19 protein-coding genes are annotated in these 19172 nt (G+C 70.8%); 8 read left to right on the plus strand and 11 right to left on the minus strand.

The genetic code is table 11. From position 1 onward, the window contains the following. Positions 1-17: 17 nt before the first annotated feature. Positions 18-644, plus strand: coding sequence for a tRNA-(ms[2]io[6]A)-hydroxylase (locus OWM54_RS13675; RefSeq protein ID WP_267697789.1), 627 nt, complete (start codon positions 18-20; stop codon positions 642-644). Positions 645-654: 10 nt separating this feature from the next. Here the strand turns inward: OWM54_RS13675 and OWM54_RS13680 are convergent, their stop codons facing one another. Further along, entirely contained in the window at positions 655-2448 is a 1794-nt protein-coding gene (locus OWM54_RS13680) for an SLC13 family permease (protein WP_267697790.1), read from the minus strand. Between the two features lie 262 nt (positions 2449-2710). On the opposite strand from OWM54_RS13680, the gene OWM54_RS13685 reads away from it, so the two are divergent. The 3 genes from OWM54_RS13685 (at position 2711) to OWM54_RS13695 (ending at position 6908) form a co-directional block, all read left to right on the plus strand. Beyond that, positions 2711-4504 (plus strand): phosphoenolpyruvate carboxykinase (GTP), encoded by a 1794-nt coding sequence (locus OWM54_RS13685; RefSeq protein ID WP_267697791.1) that lies wholly within the window; start codon positions 2711-2713, stop codon positions 4502-4504. Between the two features lie 149 nt (positions 4505-4653). Next, the gene (locus OWM54_RS13690; protein ID WP_141328838.1) at positions 4654-5472 is read left to right on the plus strand and encodes a tetratricopeptide repeat protein; all 819 of its coding nucleotides are present in this window, start codon (positions 4654-4656) and stop codon (positions 5470-5472) included. Beyond that, a complete protein-coding gene (locus OWM54_RS13695; RefSeq protein WP_267697792.1) occupies positions 5472-6908 on the plus strand; it encodes an ABC transporter substrate-binding protein in 1437 nt (478 codons plus the stop codon). The genes OWM54_RS13690 and OWM54_RS13695 overlap by 1 nt, the downstream gene beginning before the upstream one ends. 282 nt (positions 6909-7190) lie before the next feature. On the opposite strand, the gene OWM54_RS13700 is transcribed toward OWM54_RS13695, so the two are convergent. The 6 genes from OWM54_RS13700 to OWM54_RS13725 all read right to left on the minus strand — a co-directional run bounded on the left by OWM54_RS13700 (position 7191) and on the right by OWM54_RS13725 (position 12257). Next, positions 7191-8363, minus strand: a complete 1173-nt coding sequence (locus OWM54_RS13700) for a pyridoxal phosphate-dependent aminotransferase (protein WP_267697793.1) — start codon at positions 8361-8363, stop codon at positions 7191-7193. Then, positions 8360-8638 carry a hypothetical protein gene (locus OWM54_RS13705; protein WP_046711372.1) on the minus strand — a complete coding sequence of 93 codons (279 nt, stop codon included), beginning with the start codon at positions 8636-8638 and terminating at the stop codon, positions 8360-8362. The genes OWM54_RS13700 and OWM54_RS13705 overlap by 4 nt, the downstream gene beginning before the upstream one ends. Positions 8639-8769: 131 nt before the next feature. Beyond that, a complete protein-coding gene (bioD, locus tag OWM54_RS13710) occupies positions 8770-9444 on the minus strand; it encodes a dethiobiotin synthase (RefSeq protein WP_267697794.1) in 675 nt (224 codons plus the stop codon). Positions 9445-9583: 139 nt separating this feature from the next. Further along, positions 9584-10756 carry an 8-amino-7-oxononanoate synthase gene (gene bioF, locus OWM54_RS13715; protein WP_420715377.1) on the minus strand — a complete coding sequence of 391 codons (1173 nt, stop codon included), beginning with the start codon at positions 10754-10756 and terminating at the stop codon, positions 9584-9586. A 32-nt stretch (positions 10757-10788) separates the two neighbouring features. Beyond that, the gene (bioB, locus tag OWM54_RS13720) at positions 10789-11817 is read right to left on the minus strand and encodes a biotin synthase BioB (protein WP_267697796.1); all 1029 of its coding nucleotides are present in this window, start codon (positions 11815-11817) and stop codon (positions 10789-10791) included. 173 nt (positions 11818-11990) lie between these two features. Beyond that, complete coding sequence (locus tag OWM54_RS13725; RefSeq protein ID WP_141328824.1) at positions 11991-12257, minus strand: GlsB/YeaQ/YmgE family stress response membrane protein; 267 nt, start codon at positions 12255-12257, stop codon at positions 11991-11993. Positions 12258-12482: 225 nt separating this feature from the next. Between OWM54_RS13725 and radA the strand changes: the two genes are divergently transcribed. Further along, positions 12483-13844, plus strand: a complete 1362-nt coding sequence (gene radA / locus OWM54_RS13730) for a DNA repair protein RadA (protein WP_223746299.1) — start codon at positions 12483-12485, stop codon at positions 13842-13844. Positions 13845-13851: 7 nt separating this feature from the next. Here radA and OWM54_RS13735 read toward each other — a convergent pair whose 3' ends face one another. After that, positions 13852-14277, minus strand: coding sequence for a winged helix-turn-helix transcriptional regulator (locus OWM54_RS13735; protein WP_267697797.1), 426 nt, complete (start codon positions 14275-14277; stop codon positions 13852-13854). Positions 14278-14383: 106 nt separating this feature from the next. Here OWM54_RS13735 and OWM54_RS13740 point away from each other — a divergent pair, with 106 nt between their 5' ends. Further along, positions 14384-14791 carry a DoxX family protein gene (locus OWM54_RS13740; protein ID WP_267697798.1) on the plus strand — a complete coding sequence of 136 codons (408 nt, stop codon included), beginning with the start codon at positions 14384-14386 and terminating at the stop codon, positions 14789-14791. Between the two features lie 69 nt (positions 14792-14860). On the opposite strand, the gene OWM54_RS13745 is transcribed toward OWM54_RS13740, so the two are convergent. Next, positions 14861-15457 (minus strand): hypothetical protein, encoded by a 597-nt coding sequence (locus OWM54_RS13745; protein ID WP_267697799.1) that lies wholly within the window; start codon positions 15455-15457, stop codon positions 14861-14863. Between the two features lie 34 nt (positions 15458-15491). Next, positions 15492-16178, minus strand: coding sequence for an STAS domain-containing protein (locus OWM54_RS13750; protein WP_141328814.1), 687 nt, complete (start codon positions 16176-16178; stop codon positions 15492-15494). Between the two features lie 434 nt (positions 16179-16612). On the opposite strand from OWM54_RS13750, the gene trhA reads away from it, so the two are divergent. Both trhA and OWM54_RS13760 read left to right on the plus strand, forming a co-directional pair. After that, entirely contained in the window at positions 16613-17287 is a 675-nt protein-coding gene (gene trhA / locus OWM54_RS13755; protein ID WP_267697800.1) for a PAQR family membrane homeostasis protein TrhA, read from the plus strand. Between the two features lie 310 nt (positions 17288-17597). Next, complete coding sequence (locus tag OWM54_RS13760) at positions 17598-18122, plus strand: CGNR zinc finger domain-containing protein (RefSeq protein WP_255510360.1); 525 nt, start codon at positions 17598-17600, stop codon at positions 18120-18122. Here OWM54_RS13760 and OWM54_RS13765 read toward each other — a convergent pair. Beyond that, on the minus strand, positions 18119-19075 hold the full coding sequence (locus OWM54_RS13765) for a helix-turn-helix transcriptional regulator (RefSeq protein WP_267697801.1): 957 nt from the start codon (positions 19073-19075) through the stop codon (positions 18119-18121). The genes OWM54_RS13760 and OWM54_RS13765 overlap by 4 nt on opposite strands. Between the last annotated feature and the right edge of the window lie 97 nt (positions 19076-19172).

Genomic DNA, 19172 nt, shown 5'->3' on the forward strand with positions numbered 1-19172 from the left:
TACAGTCCGCGCCCTCCATGAGCAGCCGTCCCACGCCTTCCCGCCGCCCCCTCTCCGGAGAGGGCCCCGTCATCCTCCACTCGGCCACGGACCCGCGCTGGCTCCCGCTGGCGCTCGAGCACTTCGACGCCGTGCTGGTGGACCACGCCCACTGCGAGAAGAAGGCCGCCGCCAACGCGCTGTCGCTCCTGCAGGCCTACCCGGACCTGCCGGGGCTGCCCGCGCAGATGGCCCGGCTGGCGCGCGAGGAGAGCGCGCACCTGGCCCGCGTGCTCGACCTCATGGAGGCCCGGGGGCTCACGCTCACCAAGGACTCCGGGGACCCGTACGCCCAAGGCCTGCAGAAGCTGGTGCGCACCCCGGCCGCCGAGCGGCGCACGGACAGGCTGCTCGTCGCCGCCATCATCGAGGCGCGCTCCTGTGAGCGGCTGTCCCTGCTCGCCGAGGGGCTGACGGACCCGGCGCTCGCGCGCTTCTACGCCGAGCTGGCCCAGTCCGAGGACGGCCACCAGTCGCTGTTCTTCCGGCTGGCCGTCACCGCGTCCGGAGGCGCCGACGCGCCCGTGCGCGAGCGGATGGAGTGGATGCTCGACCACGAGGCGCGGGTGCTCGAGGACATCGGCGTGCGCGCGGCCATCCACTGACGCCCTCGCCTCAGAAGGGCCACACCCACGGCACCGCCACCGCCAGCACCACCACGAGCAGCCCGGTGAGCGGCGTGCCCAGCCGGAAGAAGTCCGTGAAGCGGTAGTGCCCGGGGCCGTAGACCATCACGCAGCTGGGCTCCAGCGGCGTGATGAACGAGCAGCTGGCCGCCAGCGTCACGCCGATGGCGAAGGGGCGCACGTCCACGCCCAGCTGCGCCGCCGCGTTCACGGCCACCGGCAGCACCACCAGCGCCGCGGCCTGGTTGGACATGGGCGCGGACAGGACGATGGTGAGAAGCATCAGCGCCACCAGCACCGTGCGCGGCCCGCCGAAGTCCCCCAGCTCCGCCACCCGCTGGCCCAGGAACTTCCCCGCCCCGCTCACCTCCATGGCCAGCCCCAGCGCCATCATGGAACCGATGAGCAGCACCACCCGCCAGTCCACCCGGAACGCCTTGCGCGCGTCCATGCAGCCGGTGGCGATCATCGCCAGCATGCCGGTGAGCCCCGCCACCGACAGCGGCAGGATGTCCAGCGAGCCCGCCGCGAGCGCGCACAGGAACAGCACCACCGCGAGCAGCGCCTTGCCGTAGCGCGGCGGCTGGTACTCGTGGCCGCTCAGCACCGTCAGGCTCAGCCCGTCCGCCAGCTCCGCCGCCTTCTCGCGGGGTCCGCGCAAGAGCAGCACGTCCCCCACCGCCAGGGGCAGCAGCGACAGACGCCGCTCGCCGAAGGTGCGGCCCAACAGCTGGAGCTTGGTGACGCGCTGGAGGCTCGGGTGGCGGTGCAGGGCCAGCGCCACCAGGCCGTAGCGCTCCACGAAGAGCGCCTCCTTCAGGCTGCGCCCCACCAGCGGGCTGCCCGGCGGTACCGCGGCCTCCACCAGCGCCGTGTCCTCGTCGAGCTGCGCCTCGTCCGCGTGCCGCAGGTCCGGACGGATTTCGATGCCCTGCAGGTCCTTCACCCGGAGGATGTCCTCGCGCGAGCCCTCGACCAGCAGCCGCTCGTCGCCAAAGAGCACCTGCGAGGGCGAGGCCGACGTCGCCTTCCCGTCGCGCAGGAGGCCGATGACGCGCAGGCCCAGCCCCTCGGTGATCTCCGCCAGCGGCTTGCCCAGGTAGCGCGAGCCCTTCGGCAGCACCGCCTCCGTCAGGTAGTCGCGCAGCGTCCACTCCTCCGAGCTCCCCTTGCCCTCCCTCGCGGGCAACAGGAGCGGCCCCAGCACCACCACGACGAGGATGCCGATGACGGCCACCGGAAAGCCCACCGGCGCCAGCTCCGCCACGCCGATGGGCCGCATCCCCATGCGCTCGAGCGCCGCGGACATCACCAGGTTGGTGGACGTGCCGTAGAGGAACACCATGCCGCCCAGCATCGACGCGTACGCCAGGGGCAAGAGCACCTTGCTCTTGGGCACCTTGGCCCGGTTCGCCGCGCCGATGGCCACCGGCAGGAAGGCCGCCGTCGTCACCGTGTTGGAGATGATGGACGAGAACACCGCCACCACCACCATCATCGCCAGGACGAACGTCTGGTGGCCGAAGCGCGCGAAGAACGCCAGCCGCTGCCCCACCAGCTGCACCACCCCCGTGGAGGCCAGCCCCTGCGTCATCGCCAGCAGCGTGAAGATGAAGATGACGGTGTCGTTGCTGAAGCCCTCGAAGGCCTGCCGGGGCGTCAACACCCCCGTCAGCGCCAACAGGCACACCACCACCAGCGAGCTGACCTCGATGGGGATGCTATCGATGGTGAACAGAACCAGCGCGATGAGAACGACGGCCAGGACGATGGCGATGGTCATGGAAAACCGGTGGGGGCCGCCAACTTGTGCCCTGTCCGACGGGACGGCGAGCCCCTGCCGCACCGTGTCGTCAACTACTAGATGACCGAGCGCTGATAAGAGGAATTAGGAGATGGAACCGGGCGGACCGGGTCATCGTCCGACGCCAGTTGCTTTTAGGCGCCCCTTCCAGAAGTTTTGTCGTCTCTCCCGCTGGTAGGGGCCGTGCCCTACTTCACCAGGACGGGGAGCCCCTATCTTGAGAGAACACAAGGAAACTTCCATGGCTTCGACGCAAGTGGCGGCGGAGGGCTCCAAGGCCCCCACGAACAACCCCACGCTGCTGGCCTGGGTGGCCGAGATGGCCAAGATGACCCAGCCGGACAGCATTGTCTGGTGCGATGGCTCCGAGTCCGAGAAGAAGCGGATGACGGAGCAGGCGGTGAGTGAGGGCATCCTCATCCCGCTGAACCAGCAGAAGCGGCCCGGCTGCTACCTGCACCGCTCCAACCCGAACGACGTGGCGCGCGTGGAGCACCTCACGTTCATCTGCACGCCGAACAAGGCGGAGGCGGGCCCCACCAACAACTGGATGGAGCCGGACGAGGCGTACCACAAGCTGGGCCAGCTCTTCACCGGCAGCATGAAGGGCCGCACCATGTACGTGGTGCCCTACGCCATGGGCCCCATCGGCAGCCCCTTCACCAAGATTGGCGTGGAGCTGACCGACAGCATCTACGTGGTGCTGAACATGCGCATCATGGCGCGCATGGGTCAGCAGGCGCTGGACATGCTGGGCGACAGCGACGACTTCAACCGGGGCCTGCACAGCACGGGCGACGTCAACCCGGACCGCCGCTACATCTGCCACTTCCCGCACGACAACACCATCTGGAGCTTCGGCTCGGGATATGGCGGCAACGTGCTGCTGGGGAAGAAATGCCTCGCGCTGCGCATCGGCAGCTTCCTGGGCCGCGAGGAGGGGTGGCTGGCCGAGCACATGCTCATCCTCGGCGTGACGAGCCCCAAGGGCGAGACGACCTACGTCGCCGCCGCCTTCCCGTCCGCGTGCGGCAAGACGAACTTCGCGATGATGATTCCGCCCGCCGAGTACAAGGGCTGGAAGATCGAAACGGTGGGCGACGACATCGCCTGGATGCGCCCGGGCCCGGACGGCCGGCTGTACGCCATCAACCCGGAGGCCGGCTACTTCGGCGTCGTCCCGGGCACCAACAACAAGACCAACCCCAACGCCATGGAGACCATCTCCAAGGACACGCTCTTCACCAACGTGGCGCTGACGCCGGATGGTGACGTGTGGTGGGAGGGCAAGGACGGCGAGGTCCCCGAGGAGCTCATCGACTGGCAGGGCCGGCCCTGGAAGAAGGGCAGCACGGAGAAGGCGGCGCACCCGAACAGCCGCTTCACCGCGCCCATGTCCAACAACCCGGTGCTCAGCCCCAAGGCGAATGATCCGATGGGCGTGCCCATCTCCGCGCTCATCTTCGGCGGCCGTCGCTCCAGCACCGTCCCCCTGGTGCTCCAGGCCTTCAACTGGACCCACGGCGTGTTCCTGGGCGCCACCATGGGCAGCGAGACGACGGCGGCGGCCACCGGCAAGGTCGGCGTCGTGCGCCGCGACCCCATGGCCATGCTGCCCTTCTGCGGCTACCACATGGGCGACTACCTCCAGCACTGGCTGGACATGCAGAAGACCATTCCGCAGCTGCCCAAGATCTTCCAGGTGAACTGGTTCCGCCAGGACAAGGACGGCAAGTTCCTGTGGCCGGGCTTCGGCGAGAACATGCGCGTGCTGGAGTGGGTGGTGAACCGCGTGCACGGCCGCGTCCCCACCAAGGAGACGCTGCTGGGCTGGGTGCCCCGTCAGGACGAGGGCCTCAACCTCAAGGGCCTGGACATGTCGGCGGACGCCGTCGCCGAGGCCACCTCCATCAAGGAGGACGAGTGGAAGACCGAGCTCAAGAGCCAGGAGGTGTTCTTCGAGCAGCTGGGCACCAAGGCGCCGGAGGCGCTCATGCTCCAGCGCAAGCTCTTGATTTCGCGTCTGGAGCACTGAGGCGCCCGTCGGCTGTAGCGCCTTGAAGCACCCGTCGGGGTCGCTCCCTCTCCCAGTCTGGGGGTGGAAGCGGCCCCGACCTCGTTTCACGAGGTGTGAGGTCACCCTCTTCGCCCCGGGGCCGAAGGCGCGCTAGTCTCGTGTTCATCATGAGACTGGTCTTCGTATTGTCGGCGGCCCTCGCGCTGTCGCCCCCGGTGGCGTTCGCCCAGCGCGCCAAGAATCCAGCGGCCCTCATCAAGGAAGGCGAGCGGCTGTATCAAGCCGGCAAGTACCAGGAGGCAGCGGACGCGCTGAAGAAGGCCCACGAGGCCCAGCCCAACCCGCGGCTCATCTTCAACATCGCCGTGGCGCTGGAGAACGCCGGGGATCTGCGCGAGGCGCTCTCCTGGTACCAGCAATACGTGGGCAACACCGAGGGCACGGACCCGGCGCTGCTCAAGCGCAGCGCGCGCAGCATCGACAAGCTGCGGCTCTTGCTCGACAAGGAGAACCAGGCCCAGGCCACCGCGGAGGCCGAGCGGCTGAAGCTGCAGGGCGAGGCGGAGGCGGCGAAGAAGCGCGCGGAGGAGGAGCAGCTCGCCGCGCAGCGCGCCGAGGAGGAGAACCTGCGCCAGCGCCAGGCGGAGCTGGACCGGGCCATCAAGTCCTACCAGCGCCAGAAGATCGCCGCCTACGCGGTGGGCGGCGTGGCGGTGCTGGGCGTGGGCGCGGGCGTGCTGTTCGGCCTGCAGGCGCGCGACGAGCGCGAGAAGTTCGACGCGGCGCGCACCGAGGACACCAAGCAGACCTTCGCGGACAACACGAAGACCAAGGCGCTGCTCGCGGACATCGGCTTCGGCGTGGGCCTGGCCGGCGCCATCACCGCCATCATCCTGTATCCGAAAGACGGCCCCCCGGCGGAAGGCGAGGTCCGGATGACCCTGGCGCCTCGTGGCACCGGCGCGGGTCTGGAGGTCAGCTTCTGATGAAGACCCTGCGACTCATGTCGTGCTGCGCGGCGCTCCTGGCCGGCTGCAGCTTCACCACCGCGGGCGGGCTCGACGAGTGCGAGACCAGCGCGGACTGCGACACCAACCAGGTCTGCTCCTCGGGCGGCTTCTGCCTGCCCCAGCCGGAGGGCTGCGGCGAAATCGTGGGCCCCACCACGGGCAACCCGATTGTCCTGGGCGCGGCGCTGCCCCTGACGACGTCCACCGGCGAGGACGTGTCGGAGCGGCAGGCGCTCAACGCGCTCAAGCTGGCGATGGAGGAGATCAACCAGCGCGAGGGCGTGGGCGGCCGGCGGTTCAACCTGCTCATCTGCGACACGCGCTCGGAGCCCGCCCGGGCCCGCGAGCAGGCCGAGTGGCTGGTGACGGAGCGCGGCGTGCCCGCCATCTTCTCCTCGGGCAGCGCGCAGACCATCGCCATCAGCACCATCACCATTCCGCGCAACGTGCTCTTGATGACGCACACGGCGACCAGCCCCGACATCGCCACGCTGAGCGACAAGACGGCGGCGTCCGGTGAGGCGGGCCTGGTGTGGCGCACGGCGCCGTCGGACCGGCTGCAGGGCCGCATCATCGCGGACCTCGTCAGCAACGTGCGCGCGGTGAGCGGGGACCAGCGCCCCTTCGCCGACACCACCACGGTGAGCCTGGTCTACGTGAACGACGCCTACGGTCAGGGCCTGTTCGACACCGTGCTCGGCCGGGTGAGCAACGGCCGGACGCCCTCCTCCGCGTTCTACGCGCGCAACGGCGACGTCAGCGCGGCCGTGACGCACTTGGCGGCCAACCCGGCGCCGAGCATCGCGGTGATGATGGGCTTCTCCGAGGACAACGCGAAGATCATCACCCAGGCCGCCGCCCAGGGCCGTACCAGCCAGCGCTACTTCTTCACGGACGCGAGCAAGGACTCGAACCTCATCACGTCGCTGGGCACCTCGAAGGACATCGTCGAGGGCGCCTATGGCACGGCGCCCGCGCAGGCGCGCCCGGGTGACGCGGTCTACACGACGTTCAAGGAGCGCTTCCGCACGGCGTACAGCGGCACGGACCCGGGCCAGTTCTCCTTCACGGCGCACGCGTACGACTCCATGTACCTGGTGGCGCTGGGCGCGGCGTACGCGGCGGGCGCGGAGGTCAACAACCCGCAGCCCATCACCGGCGACCGCATCGCGCAGGGCCTGGCCAAGGTGACGCCGCCTCCGGCCACCCCGGCCACCACCTACGCGCTGGGCTTCAGCCGCTTCACCGAGGCGCGCGGCGAAATCAGCGCGGGCAAGTTCATCAACGTGCAGGGCGCCAGCGGCCCGCTGGACTTCGATGCCACGGGCGAGGCGCCGTCCGAGTACGAGCTGTTCCAGATTGTCGACGGCGCCTTCCAGACGGTGGAGCTCATCGCTCCGGCCGCGGACTGAAGAAGCCCGGGTTGAAGGAGCGCTCCCTCGGTCGGGGGAGCGCTCTACCCCGCCGCCCCGAGCACCCGCGTCAGGGCGGCGACGGACGGTGGAACTCATCGCTCCGGCCGCGGACTGAAAGCGCCGGTGCGTGGAAGGAGCGCTCCCGCAGCCGAGGGAGCGTGCGACCCCGTCGCCCCGAGCACCCGGGTCAGGGCGACGATGGACGGTGGAGTTCATCGCTCCGGCCGTGGACTGAAGAAGCCTGGGCTGAAGGAACGCCCCCTCATCCGAGGGAGCGCGCTACCCCGTCGCCCCGAGCACCCGCGTCAGCGGCGCCAGGGCGGCGAGGAAGTCCTCGGGCAGGGTGAGTAGCGAGAGCACCAGGAACGCGCCCCCGCCGAAGTCGTAGAAGTAGCCTGGCTGGACGAGCACCCCCGCCTCCAGCAGCGCGAGGCACGTGGCCTCCTCGCCCGGCTCCCTCGGAATGCGCAGCACCGCGCTCCAGCCGCCGTGCGCGGGCAGCACGTCCCACGTCGCGCCCGGGGGGCGGGCCCGCAGGAGGTGCTCGCGGTTGGCGCGCACGCGCTCGAGCAGCGCCGCCTGGAACACGGGCACATGGGCGAGCAGTCGGGGCAGCGCGAGTTGCACGGGCGTGGCCACGGACAGGTACGTGTCGGCCACCCACTCCAGGCGGGCCAGGGCCTCGTCGCGCGCGGCGTCGGGTCCACCCACGTGCATCCACCCGAGCTTCAGGCCGGGCAGGCCCGCCACCTTGGACAGGCCGGACAAGCTGAAGGTGGGCATGGGCAGCGCGCGGCCGGCCACCGTCGTCACGCGGCCGGGCGCCGGGGCCCAGGCGTAATCGGCGAACACCTCGTCGCTGATGAGGGCCAGTTGGTGGCGCGCGCAGACGTCGGCGAGCGCGGAGAGCTCGCCCTCATGCAGGAAGTGGCCGGTGGGGTTGCCGGGGTTGATGATGAGCACGGCGCGGGTGCGCGGGCCGAGGGCCGCCTCCACCTCGCCCGCGTCCAGGCCGAAGCCGTGCGCGAGCGGAAGGCGGTAGGAGCGCGTCTGGACGGCCTCCAGACGCGCCAGGTGCTCGAAGAGGGGGTAGCAGGGCGCGGGGACGAGGACGTCGTCACCCGGCTCGCACAGGAGCTTGAAGAGCCAGCCGTAGGACTCGCTGGTGCTCGCGCTGAGCACCAGGTGCTCCGGGGAGACGGCGGTGCCCCGGGAGCGGAGGTACCCGGCCACCGCCTCGCGAGCCGAGGGGAGGCCGAGTGCTTCCGGCGCGTAGTCGAAGGCGCCGGGAGGGTGGAGCACTCCGGCGTCGGGCGCCGGGAGCCCCACGCGGGTGGGGTTTGAAACCGTGAGGTCCAGTGGGGGGAGGCCCTGGGCGCGGAGCCCGGCGAGCGCTTCCGCCAGTGGATTCGGGGTGCGGGAGAAGTCCGAGCGGAGGGAGAAGCGGCTCACAGCCCCGTCTGCAGCATGGCGTTGGCGACGCGGCGGATGAGCTCGCGACGCACTTCCTTGCGGCAGTGCTCGATGGCCTTCTCATGAGGCCTGGGAAGCTCCGGGTCCCTGGCTCGCAGGGCGGTACGGAGGACGAGCTCCACCTTGGTGGGCTCGATGTGGAACAGCCGAGCCCCGTCCTTCTGGAGGAAGTAGGACAGCCCCCTCTGGTCGATGAGCTTGTGGAAGAAGCGTCGGACGTCCGCGAGGAACGTGAGGTCGATGATGTCCGCCATTCGTGACGGCTTTCTCGCGCGGAAAAATCGGCCCGTCCATTTCACGGCCGCGTCACCCGAAAACTTGCGCGACCTGTAGCACCCGTCCGTCCGGCCGAACGCGCGGGAGGCCGAATTCTCGGCCCCGGCGCTCACGGCATCAGAGGGCGCAGGGCGCGCCGGAACGCGGCGTGCCGACGTCGCGCGTCGGGCTCGAACGGCACCGGCCCGAGCACCGGAACACCGTGGCGCGCCTCCAGCCGCGCGCGGTTGTCGCGCTCGGAGACGTCACGGGCGGAGGTGCTCCGCGAGAGCAGCACGGCGCGCACGGGGATGCGCCGGGCGGCGAGCGCCTGGAGCGACAGCGCGGTGTGGTTGAGCGTGCCCAGGCCCGCGCGCGCCACCAGCAGCACGGGCAGCCGCAGCGTCTGGATGAGGTCGATGACGTCGTGGCGCGAGTCGAGCGGGACGAAGAGCCCCCCGGCGCCCTCCACCACGGCGGGGCCGCCCTTCAGCTGCCTCCAGGCCGACAGGGTGGTCTTCCAGTCCGGCTCGCGGCCCAGGCGCGCGGCGGCCACGCCCGGGGCCACGGGCAGGCGGAAGCGGTGCGGACACAGGACATCCAGCGGGAGCGTGCTGCCGGCGGCCTCTCGCAGCGAGAGCGCGTCGGCGGGGGCGCGCAGGGAGGCGCAGCCGGACTCATAGGGCTTGAAGCCCTGGGGCGACAGGCCCGCGTCGGCGAGGAGGGACAGGAGCGCGCGCGAGGCCTGCGTCTTGCCCACCCCCGTGTCCGTGCCGGTGACGAAAATCTGGAATGGTCGGCTCATGCGGTGTTGTCTCCGTGGATCATCCCCGGGCCTTCGCGCGAAGGCCGCCTCATGACGAGGCACGCTCGCGCGACGTACCGAATGACGAGGGCGTCTGGTTCGCGGGCGCGCCGCGCGCGTGAGGCGTGGCCCGAGGCCCTCACCACGACGTGCCACGGTCATGCACGCCCACGTGCCGCAGCGCCTCGAGCGCGAGGTCCACGTGCCCCAGCGTATGGCCCGCCGACAGGCAGAACCGCAGCCGGCTCGTCCCCTCGGGCACCGTCGGCGGCCGGATGGCCTTCACCAGCACCCCCGCCTCGCGCAGCCGCCGCGCCGCGTCCAGCGCGCGCCCGGGCTCGCCCAGGATGACCGGGAACACCGCGCTGCGAGCCTCCGCGCGCAGGCCCATGCCCCGCAGCCCCTCCGCGAAGCGGCGGATGTTGCGCCACAGCCGCTCGCGCAGCTCCACGTCCTTCTCCACCGCGTCCACCGCCACCTCCGCCGCCGCGCACAGCGCCGCCGGCAAGGCCGTGGAGAAGATGAACGGCCGAGCCCGGCTCGTGAGCAGGTCCGCCACCACGCGCGACGTGGCCACGTAGGCCCCCTGCCCTCCCAGCGCCTTGCTCAACGTCCCCATGCGCAGCGCCACCCGCGACTCCAGCCCCAGTTCCTCGCACAGGCCCGCGCCCCGAGCGCCGAGCACCCCCGTCGCGTGCGCCTCGTCCACCATCAGCGCGGCGCCATGCGCCTCACACGCCTCCACGATTGCACGCAGCGGCGCCACGTCCCCATCCATGGAGAACACCGTGTCCGTGACGACCAGCTTGCGCCGCGCCGTCGTCGACGCGAGCGCGCTCGTGAGCGCCTCCACGTCCGCGTGCGGATACACGACGACCTTCGCGCGCGACAGCCTGCACCCATCCACCAGCGACGCATGGTTCAGCGCGTCCGAGAACACCGCGTCCCCCGGCCCCACCAGCGCGGGGAGGATGCCCGTGTTCGCCGCGTAGCCGCTGTTGAACAGCAGCACCGCCTCCGCCCGCTCGAACGCCGCGAGCCGCGCCTCCAGCCGGTGATGCGCCAGGGTGTCGCCCACCACCAGCCGGCTCGCGCCCGTGCCGACGCCGTACCGCTCCACCGCGGCAATCGCCGCCGCCCTCACCGCCGAGGACGCCGCGAGCCCCAGGTAGTCATTGGACGAGAAGTTGACGAGCGTCTCGCCCCCCACCGTCACCACCGGCCCCTGCGCCGAGTCCAGGGGCTCCAGCCCGCGCCGAAGCCCCCGCGCCTGCAGCGCCGACACATCCTCGCGCGCCCACTCCGAGGCCACGTCGCGCGTCGAATCACTCACGGCCCACCGTCCTACCGGTCCTGCCGCGGCTCCAGCGGACGGATGCCAGCCTTCTCCAGGAGCGCCATGTCCTGGGTGTACTCGGGGTTGCCCGTGGTCAAGAGCTTCTCGCCGAAGAACAGCGAGTTCGCGCCCGCCATCATGCAGAGCAGCTGCGCCTCCTCGTTCATCTGCTGACGGCCCGCCGACAGCCGCACCATCGACTGGGGCATCAGGATGCGCGCGGTGGCGATGGTGCGCACCATGTCCACCGTCTCCACCCGGGGCTGCTCCGCCAGCGGCGTGCCCTCCACCGCCACCAGCGCGTTGATGGGCACCGACTCCGGGTGGTGATCCTGATTGGCCAGCGTGCGCAGCAGGTTGCAGCGATCATCCACCGACTCGCCCAGGCCGATGATGCCGCCGCAGCACACGGAGATGCCCGCGTCCCGCACCCGCCCCAGCGTGCGCAGCCGATCTTCATACAGGCGCGTGGAGATGATGTCCCCGTAGTGCTCGGCGGACGTGTCCAGGTTGTGGTTGTACGCGGACAGCCCCGCGTCCTTCAGGCGCTTGGCCTGGCTGTCCGTCAGCATGCCGAGCGTGGCGCACGCCTCCATCCCCAGCTCGCGCACGCCCCGCACCATCTCCAGCACGCTGTCGAACTGCGGGCCGTCCTTCACCTCGCGCCACGCGGCGCCCATGCAGAAGCGCGTGGCCCCCGCGGAGCGCGCCTTCTGGGCAGCGGCCAGCACGTCCGGCACCGCCATCAGCTTCTCCGCCTTGACGCCCGTCTTGTAGCGCGCCGCCTGCGGGCAGTACGCGCAGTCCTCCGAGCACCCGCCCGTCTTGATGGACAACAGCGAGCACAGCTGCACCTTGTTGTCCTGGAACACCGCGCGGTGCACGGTCTGCGCCCGGTGGACCAGGTCCAACAGCGGCAGCGCGTAGACGGCCTTCACCTCGGCCAGCGTCCAGTCGTGCCGCACCGCCACTCCCTCGGGAGCGGGCTCGGCGTGGTGGGCATGGCCGTGGAAGGACTCGGTGGCGACGTCGGACATGGGCTCCTCGACAGACGGCAAGAGGAGCGCGAACGTGCGCGGGCGGCGGAGACTTGTCAACCACTCAGCGAGAACAGGTTGACGACTGCCCTCCCACCCCCGAACGGACGACCGGCGCCCGAGGAGAACCCTGGAGCGCCGGCCTTCCACCCTTCATGTCATGCGGGCTGGCGTCAGACGTGGACGCGGCGCCGGCCGGCGAGTCCCACCAGGAACAGGACCAGGAGCGCGCCCAGGACGGAGAACAGCAGACCGGACGGGTGCAGGTCGAAGACGCGGCCGTCGCTGCGGAACAGCGAGCCGATGAAGCCACCCACGAAGGAGCCGACGATACCCAGCAGCGTCGTGGCCACCAGACCCATGGACTGGTTGCCGGGCATCAGGGCCCGAGCGAGAAGACCGGCGAGAAGACCGATGACCAGGAAAGCGATGATCCCCATGACACGACCTCACAGTGAGTGGTGAAGGGGGCGCACGGTGTGGCGCCCACCCGGCTTGTGCGAGGGTCAGCGCCCATCGCGCCGCCCGTGGGAATGAAGCTGGGTCGCCCCTCCCCAACGTACAACTCGACGGCATGGGTCTTGACACCAAGCCTGCCTGCTCTCCAGACGTGCCTGCTCGTCCGCCCGTGGCGACGTCAGGGTAGTGCGATACACACCCGACCCATGGCGAAGGCGAAGACGCACTACACCTGCCAGGCGTGCGGGTACCAGACGGCGAAGTGGCTGGGGAAGTGCCCGGACTGTGGCGCATGGAGCTCGCTCCTGGAGGAAGCCGGGGCGAAGCAGGACGAGAAGCGCCCGGCCTGGGGCGCCTCGGGCGGCGCGGCGAAGCCCATGCTGCTCAAGGACGTCAGCGGGGACGCGGAGGTGCGCCAGCGCACCGGCATCGCCGAGTTCGACCGGGTGCTGGGCGGCGGCGTGGTGGCGGGCTCCGTCGTCCTGTTGGGCGGCGACCCGGGCATCGGCAAGTCCACGCTGCTGCTCGCGGCCCTGGACCGGCTCGCGCGCCAGGGCGCGGTGCTCTACGTCTCCGGCGAGGAGAGCCTGCGCCAGACGAAGATGCGCGCCGAGCGGCTGCGCGTGGAGGGCGACTCCATCCACCTGTTCGCGGAGACGGACGCGGAGCGGGTGCTGGCCGCCGCCGAGTCGCTCCAGCCGCGCGCGCTGGTGGTGGACTCCATCCAGACCATGTACCTGCCGGAGTTGGGCAACGCGCCGGGCAGCATCACCCAGGTGCGCGAGGTGGCCGGGCGGCTGATGGCCTACGCCAAGCGCACGGGGGTGCCCACCTTCATCGTGGGCCACGTGACGAAGGAGGGCTCCATCGCGGGCCCCCGCGTGCTCGAGCACATGGTGGACACCGTGCTCTACTTCGAGGGCGAGCGCGGCCACCCGTTCCGAATCCTGCGCGCGCACAAGAACCGCTTCGGCTCCACCAACGAGATTGGCGTCTTCGAGATGAAGGGCGCGGGCTTGGTGGAGGTCTCGGACCCGTCCGCCCTCTTCCTGTCGGAGCGCCCCGCGGGCAAGTCCGGCAGCGTCGTCACCAGCACGCTCAACGGCACCCGCCCCCTCCTGGTGGAGGTGCAGGCCTTGGTGGCCCCCACCGGCTACGGCACCGCGCGGCGCACCGCCATCGGCGTGGACAGCAACCGCGTGGCCCTGCTCGCCGCCGTGCTGGAGAAGAAGGAGGAGATTCCCCTCGTCGGGTGTGACTTGTTCGTCAACGTCGCGGGCGGCATGCAGCTCAACGAGCCCGCGTGCGACCTGGCTGTCTGCGCGGCGCTGGTGAGCAGCCTGCAGAACCGGCCGCTGGACCCGCACACGCTGGTGCTGGGCGAGGTGGGCCTGGCGGGTGAGGTGCGCGCGGTGGGCCAGGTGGAGCCCCGGCTCATCGAGGCGGCGAAGATGGGCTTCAAGCGGGTGGTGATGCCCGCGGGCAGCGCCCGGCGCATGGAGGCCACGAAGCTGCGCGTGGTGGGCGTGGAGACCCTGGGCGACGCGCTCCGGGCCATGTTCGACTGACGCAGCCCTACCCGCGCGTGGGCCCCGAGGCGGGAGGCGGCTTGGGCTTCTTGTCGTAGCGGCCCCGGGCCGTCTGGATGGCGGCGCGGCTCTGCAGCGCCCACTTCGCCAGCTCCTGGACGGGGTCCAAGAGCGTGTGCCCCAGGGGCGTGAGCGCGTACTCCACGCGGGGCGGCACCGTGGGGTACTGGGTGCGCGTCACCAGCCCGTCCCGCTCCAGCCCCCTGAGGGTGAGCGTCAGCATGCGCTGGGAGATGCCCTCGATGCCGCGCTTCAAGTCACTGAAGCGCAGCGGCCCGTCTCCCAGGCTGCCCACGACGAGCACGCTCCACTTGTCGCCCACGCGCGTGAGGACGTCGCGCACGGCCAGACAGGACTCGGTGGCGCCGTGGGGATTCTTCGAGCGGGGCGGCTTGGCGGGAGGTGGTGACATGGATGTGCCTTCTTGCGGACGAAACGGGCCCCCGTTACACGAGCGCCGGTTACGGGTTGTAACCGACGAACCTTTCGGAACCCACTCCCATCAGGAGCCGTCCCCCATGACGACCGCCGCCGCCACCGCCGTCCCCGCCTCCAAACCCTGGGCCCTCTGGACGGGCCGGGTCTTCTCCGGCCTCGTCGTGCTGGCGCTGGTCGCCAGCGCGGCCATGAAGCTGCGGCAGCCCCCGGAGGTGGTGGAGGGCTTCGCCAAGTCGGGCTTCCCGGCGTCGGTGCTCGTGCCCATCGGCATCGCGGAGCTGCTCTCGGCGCTGCTCTACGCGGTGCCGCGCACGGCGGTGCTGGGGGCCATCCTCGTCACGGGCTACCTGGGCGGCGCCACGGTGACGCACGTGCGGCAGGGGGACTCGTTCCTCATCCCCGTGCTGCTGGGCGTCATCGCCTGGGGCGGTCTGTTCCTCAGGGACGCGCGCGTGCGGGCGCTGCTGCCCCTGCGCGGCCCGAACTAGGAACCACCTCCTGCCTGCAAGCCGCCGCGCCCTCGTTCCCGACGGGGGCGCGGCGGAGGTGTCCTTCCGCTACCAGGTCACGATGAAGGTGCAGGAGGCGCCGCCCTTCTGACGGCAGCCCTGGTCCGGGTCATGCGCGACGACGGCGTGGGGCATGAAGCGCTGGGCCATGCCCTTGATGAGGCCCTGGTCGAACCGGCACGGATAGGGATTGCCACACACCACGTGGCCCTCGTTCTTCCCGGGCACCGCGCTGTACGAGTAGTGGCCGATGCCGTCCGCCATCTCCCCCGTGAGGGGATTGAACATGGACCGGCCGTTCTTCCGGTGGTTCATGTGGAAGGCGATGTCGATGGAGGCGAGCCCCTTGTGGATGTCGGTGATGTCCGAGGGGAACACGGCGTTCTTGGGAATCATCGAGCCGACCTTCTCCAGGCCGCGCCCGCCCAGCAGGGAGTCGATCTTCCGGTACGCCTGGAGGTAGTCCTCCAGCGGGTACCAGGCCGTCACGTCGATGGCGCGCTCGGCGCCCGCCCCGCGCGCGGGGACCTTCATCACGTCCAGCAGGGCGTTGACGAGGACGGTGAACGACTGGATGGCCTCCACGATGGAGGCCACGCTCGCGCCCGTGACGGTGATGCCGGGCTCGTGGGTGACTTGGGACATGTGAGTCTGGGTTCCGGAAAGAGGGTTCGGAGGGCTACCGGCCGCCCGCGTCGAGGGCGCGGTGGGCGGTGTGGTTGCGCAGGTACAGGAAGCACTCCTTCAGCCCGTCACGCAGGCTGCCGAGCGTCTTCACGTCCCGCAGGTCGACGCCAATCTGCGTCAGCGTCTGGGCGATGACCGGGCTGATGCCCGTCACCACGCAGTAGGTGCCGAGCAGGCGGGCGGCGTTCACCATCTTCACGAAGTGGTTCGCGGTGGACGTGTCCACCACCTCCACGCCCGTGATGTCGATGATGGCGCAGCGGGCCTTGCCCTGGGAGATGCGGTGCAGCAGCCGCTCGGTCATCTCCAGCGAGCGCTGCGTGTCCACCACGCCGACGATGGGCAGCGTGAGCACGTCCTCCCACAGCTCGATGATGGGCGTGGACAAGTCGCGGATGGCCAGCCGCTGCTTCTCGATGGTGGAGAGCTTCTCCTCCAGCTCGCGCCGGGCCGCGTCGAGCTTGAGCATCGACTGCTCGCTCTCCTGCACGGACGCGTGGAGCTGACGGGCGAAGAGGTTGATGGTGTCCTCGAACGAGGAGAACACGTCATGGTTCTCCACCGCGATGAGATGCTCGTCCGGGTTGAACTCCCCGAGCGAAATCATCGCCAGCACGTCCCGGATGCGCTCGAGACGCTCGAGGTTGATTTCGATGACCTGCGGTTGCGACTGATTCATGGGCGATGAGGCCCGGGCCGTGGACGAGGGAGTTGGCGTTGGACGGCCCGAAACGGATTCGACACATCAGGGTATGCCCAAAACCTCTCAAGGCTTCAAATGGGTGGACATCGACCCGGATGAAACATTGAAAAGCCCGCCTCTCCCGAGGGAGAACAGACTCCCTGGGAAGCGCTGTCAGCCCAGCGGGGCGCGGCCAATTCCTCTCAAACCGGAGGCCCAAACCCAGACGGACGGGCGAGCGCTCGCGGACCGCCCGCGCGCACGGGCAACGCTTCGCGTCGGAGCCATGGACACTTGCGTGGGCTCCTGGACGTCGCGGGGCCCTTCGAGTGCGGAGCAGTCGACGCTCGGGGCGGGGCCGCCGTCCACGGGTGGACGGGATGTCCGGGGCGCTGACGCGCCGGTGACCGGGCGTGACTAGGACAGGGGGCATGGCGTCCATCGTCCCTCCCGAGCTCCGCGCCGTGGTCGCGGAGGTGAAGCCCCGGCTGCGAGGCGTGTCGCACGCGCTCGCGTTCCTCGCGGCGTTGGGCGGCTTCATCGCGCTCGCGCTCGCGCCGGCCAAGGGCCTGCAGCACTTCGCCGACTGCGTCTTCGGCCTGTCGCTGGTGCTGATGTTCGGGACCAGCGCCACCTACCACGTGCCCACCTGGGGCCCGGCCGCGTACCAGCGCCTGCGGCGGATGGACCACGCCGCCATCTACCTGCTCATCGCGGGGACCTTCACGCCGCTGGCCACGCTGGACGCACCCGACGCGTGGACGCGGCACCTGCTCTGGGTGATGTGGGGCTGCGCGCTCACGGGCGCGGGCCTGTCGCTCTTCGGCATCTCCGGCACGCGGGGCGTGCGCTCGGTGCTCTACGTCATCCTGGGCGCGCTCTCCGCCCCGGTGATGCTGCGGCTGCCCTCGGTGGTGGGCACGACGCGCGCGACCTGGCTCCTCCTGGGCGGGCTGCTCTACGCGGTGGGCGCCGTCGTCTACGCGCGCCGGTGGCCGGACCCCAGCCCCGCCGTCTTCGGCTACCACGAGGTCTTCCACCTCATGGTCATCGCCGCCGCCTCCACGCACTACTTCGTGCTCGTCGACTTCCTCTGGAGCCGATGACGACGGGGTGACGGCGCGCGCCCGCACCAGGACGATGCGTGCATGCGCCCTCACGCATCTCCTCTAGTGACCCGCGCGCGCCTGGCCCCGAAGCCAGACACGGGGTGAAAACCATGCATGCATCGGAATGAAACCCCATTGAAGGGTTACCAACTTCACGCGTGCGTTGGCGCGCATTCCAGGTAGTTTGCCATTGCGGTTCCCCCCTCCTCGAGGTCTCTCCATGGTCGCCAGGCAACGCGCTGCTCCCCCCTCCCCGCCGATTTCCAAGGGAGAGCGAAGGGACGGCTTCGCGTTCCGGGCGGGGCGCGTGTCGCTGGACCTGCCGGCGACGCTGGCGGGGCGGCTGAAGGACACGCCCCAGGAACTGCTCCAGACGCCGAAGGACCTGGGCCGGTGGCTCATCGCCGCGGGACTGGCGGCGCAGGTGCAGGAGCCCACGGCGGAGGAGCTGGCCCAGGCGCGCGAGCTGCGCGAGGCGCTCCACCGGCTGGCCCTGGCCCTCGCGCGCGGGGAGAACTTCTCCGCGAGGGACCGCTCCATCCTCAACCGCTGGGCCGCGGAGCCGCCGCCCGCGCCCCAGTTGGGGCCTCGCGGGCTGTTCTGGGCGGGCGCGGACATCCGGGGGCTGTTGGTGACGGTGGCGCGCGACGGCGCGGAGCTGCTCGGCGGCGAGCTGGCGGAGCGCGTGCGCACGTGTGAGCAGCGCGACTGTGGCCTGCTCTTCGTGGATACCTCGCGCTCGGGCTTGCGGCGCTGGTGCTCCATGTCCGGCTGCGGCAACAAGGCCAAGGTGGCCGAGTTCCGGCGTCGTCAGCGTCAGGAAGCCCGCTAGCCACCACCTCGCGCCAGGGCCAGCAGCTTCTGGGCGCGCGCCTCCAGCGCTGTGCGCAGCCCGTCGGGGCGCTGGATGTGGAACGCGAAGGGCAGCCGCGCCAGCTCCCGCGCGAACCAGTCCAGGTCATCCGTCTGCCCCGACAGCCGCACGCCGCCGGGCACCGCCTCCAGCACCCCCAGTGTGGCGAAGAGGTGCTGGCGCGCCCTTCCCAGGTCCGTGTCGAGCAGCACCTCCACCGCGAACGCGCGCGGCAGCGACGCCACCGCGGCCTCCACGTGCGCCAGCGCGTCGAAGCCGTCCGGCCGCGTGAAGTGGACGTCGAGCGGGAGCACCGCGCGCACCCGGTCCAACCGGAAGGTGCGTAAATCCTCGCGCAGGTGACAGACGCCCACCGCGTACCAGCGCCCGCCGCGCCAGACGAGGCCATACGGGTCGAAGTCGCGCTCGGTGTCCTCCTCGCGCGCTCCCCGGTAGCCCAGGCGCACGCGCTTGCGCAGCTGGGCCGCGGAGCTCAGGGAGACGAGCGCGGTGTTGTCCGCCATCTCGCGGGCGCGGGAGATGTCGAGCGTCACCGACTCGTCCACGGAGCGCACGCGCCGCTTCAGCGTCGCGGGCATCACCCGCTCCAGCTTCGCCTGGGCACTCTCCACCGCGGGGGCCGCCTGCGCCAGGCCCAGCCCGCGCGAGGCGAGCAGCCCCACCGACAGCGCCAGCACCTCGTCCTCGGTGAACATCATCGGCGGCAGCTTGAAGCCCGCCACCAGCATGTAGGCGCCGTCCCTGCCGCGCTCGGCGGTGATGGGGATGCCCAGCTCCTCCAGCTTCAGGATGTAGCGGCGCACGGTGCGCCGGTCCACCTCCAGCCGCCGCGCCAGCTCCGAGCCGCTCATCCGCCCATGGGTCTGCAGCAACTCGAGCACGGTGAGCACGCGCGTGGTGGGCCGGGACATAGGTCGGGAACCTAACGCCAGGGGCGCTCGAATCAGGGCCGATTCCGCCCTACATGCTCCGTACGGTGCCGCCCTCCCCGCTCCCCTGGAGGGCGCC

Origin of the sequence: Myxococcus sp. MISCRS1 (genome assembly GCF_026626605.1) — a bacterium.
In the GTDB taxonomy this organism is placed as follows: domain Bacteria; phylum Myxococcota; class Myxococcia; order Myxococcales; family Myxococcaceae; genus Myxococcus; species Myxococcus fulvus.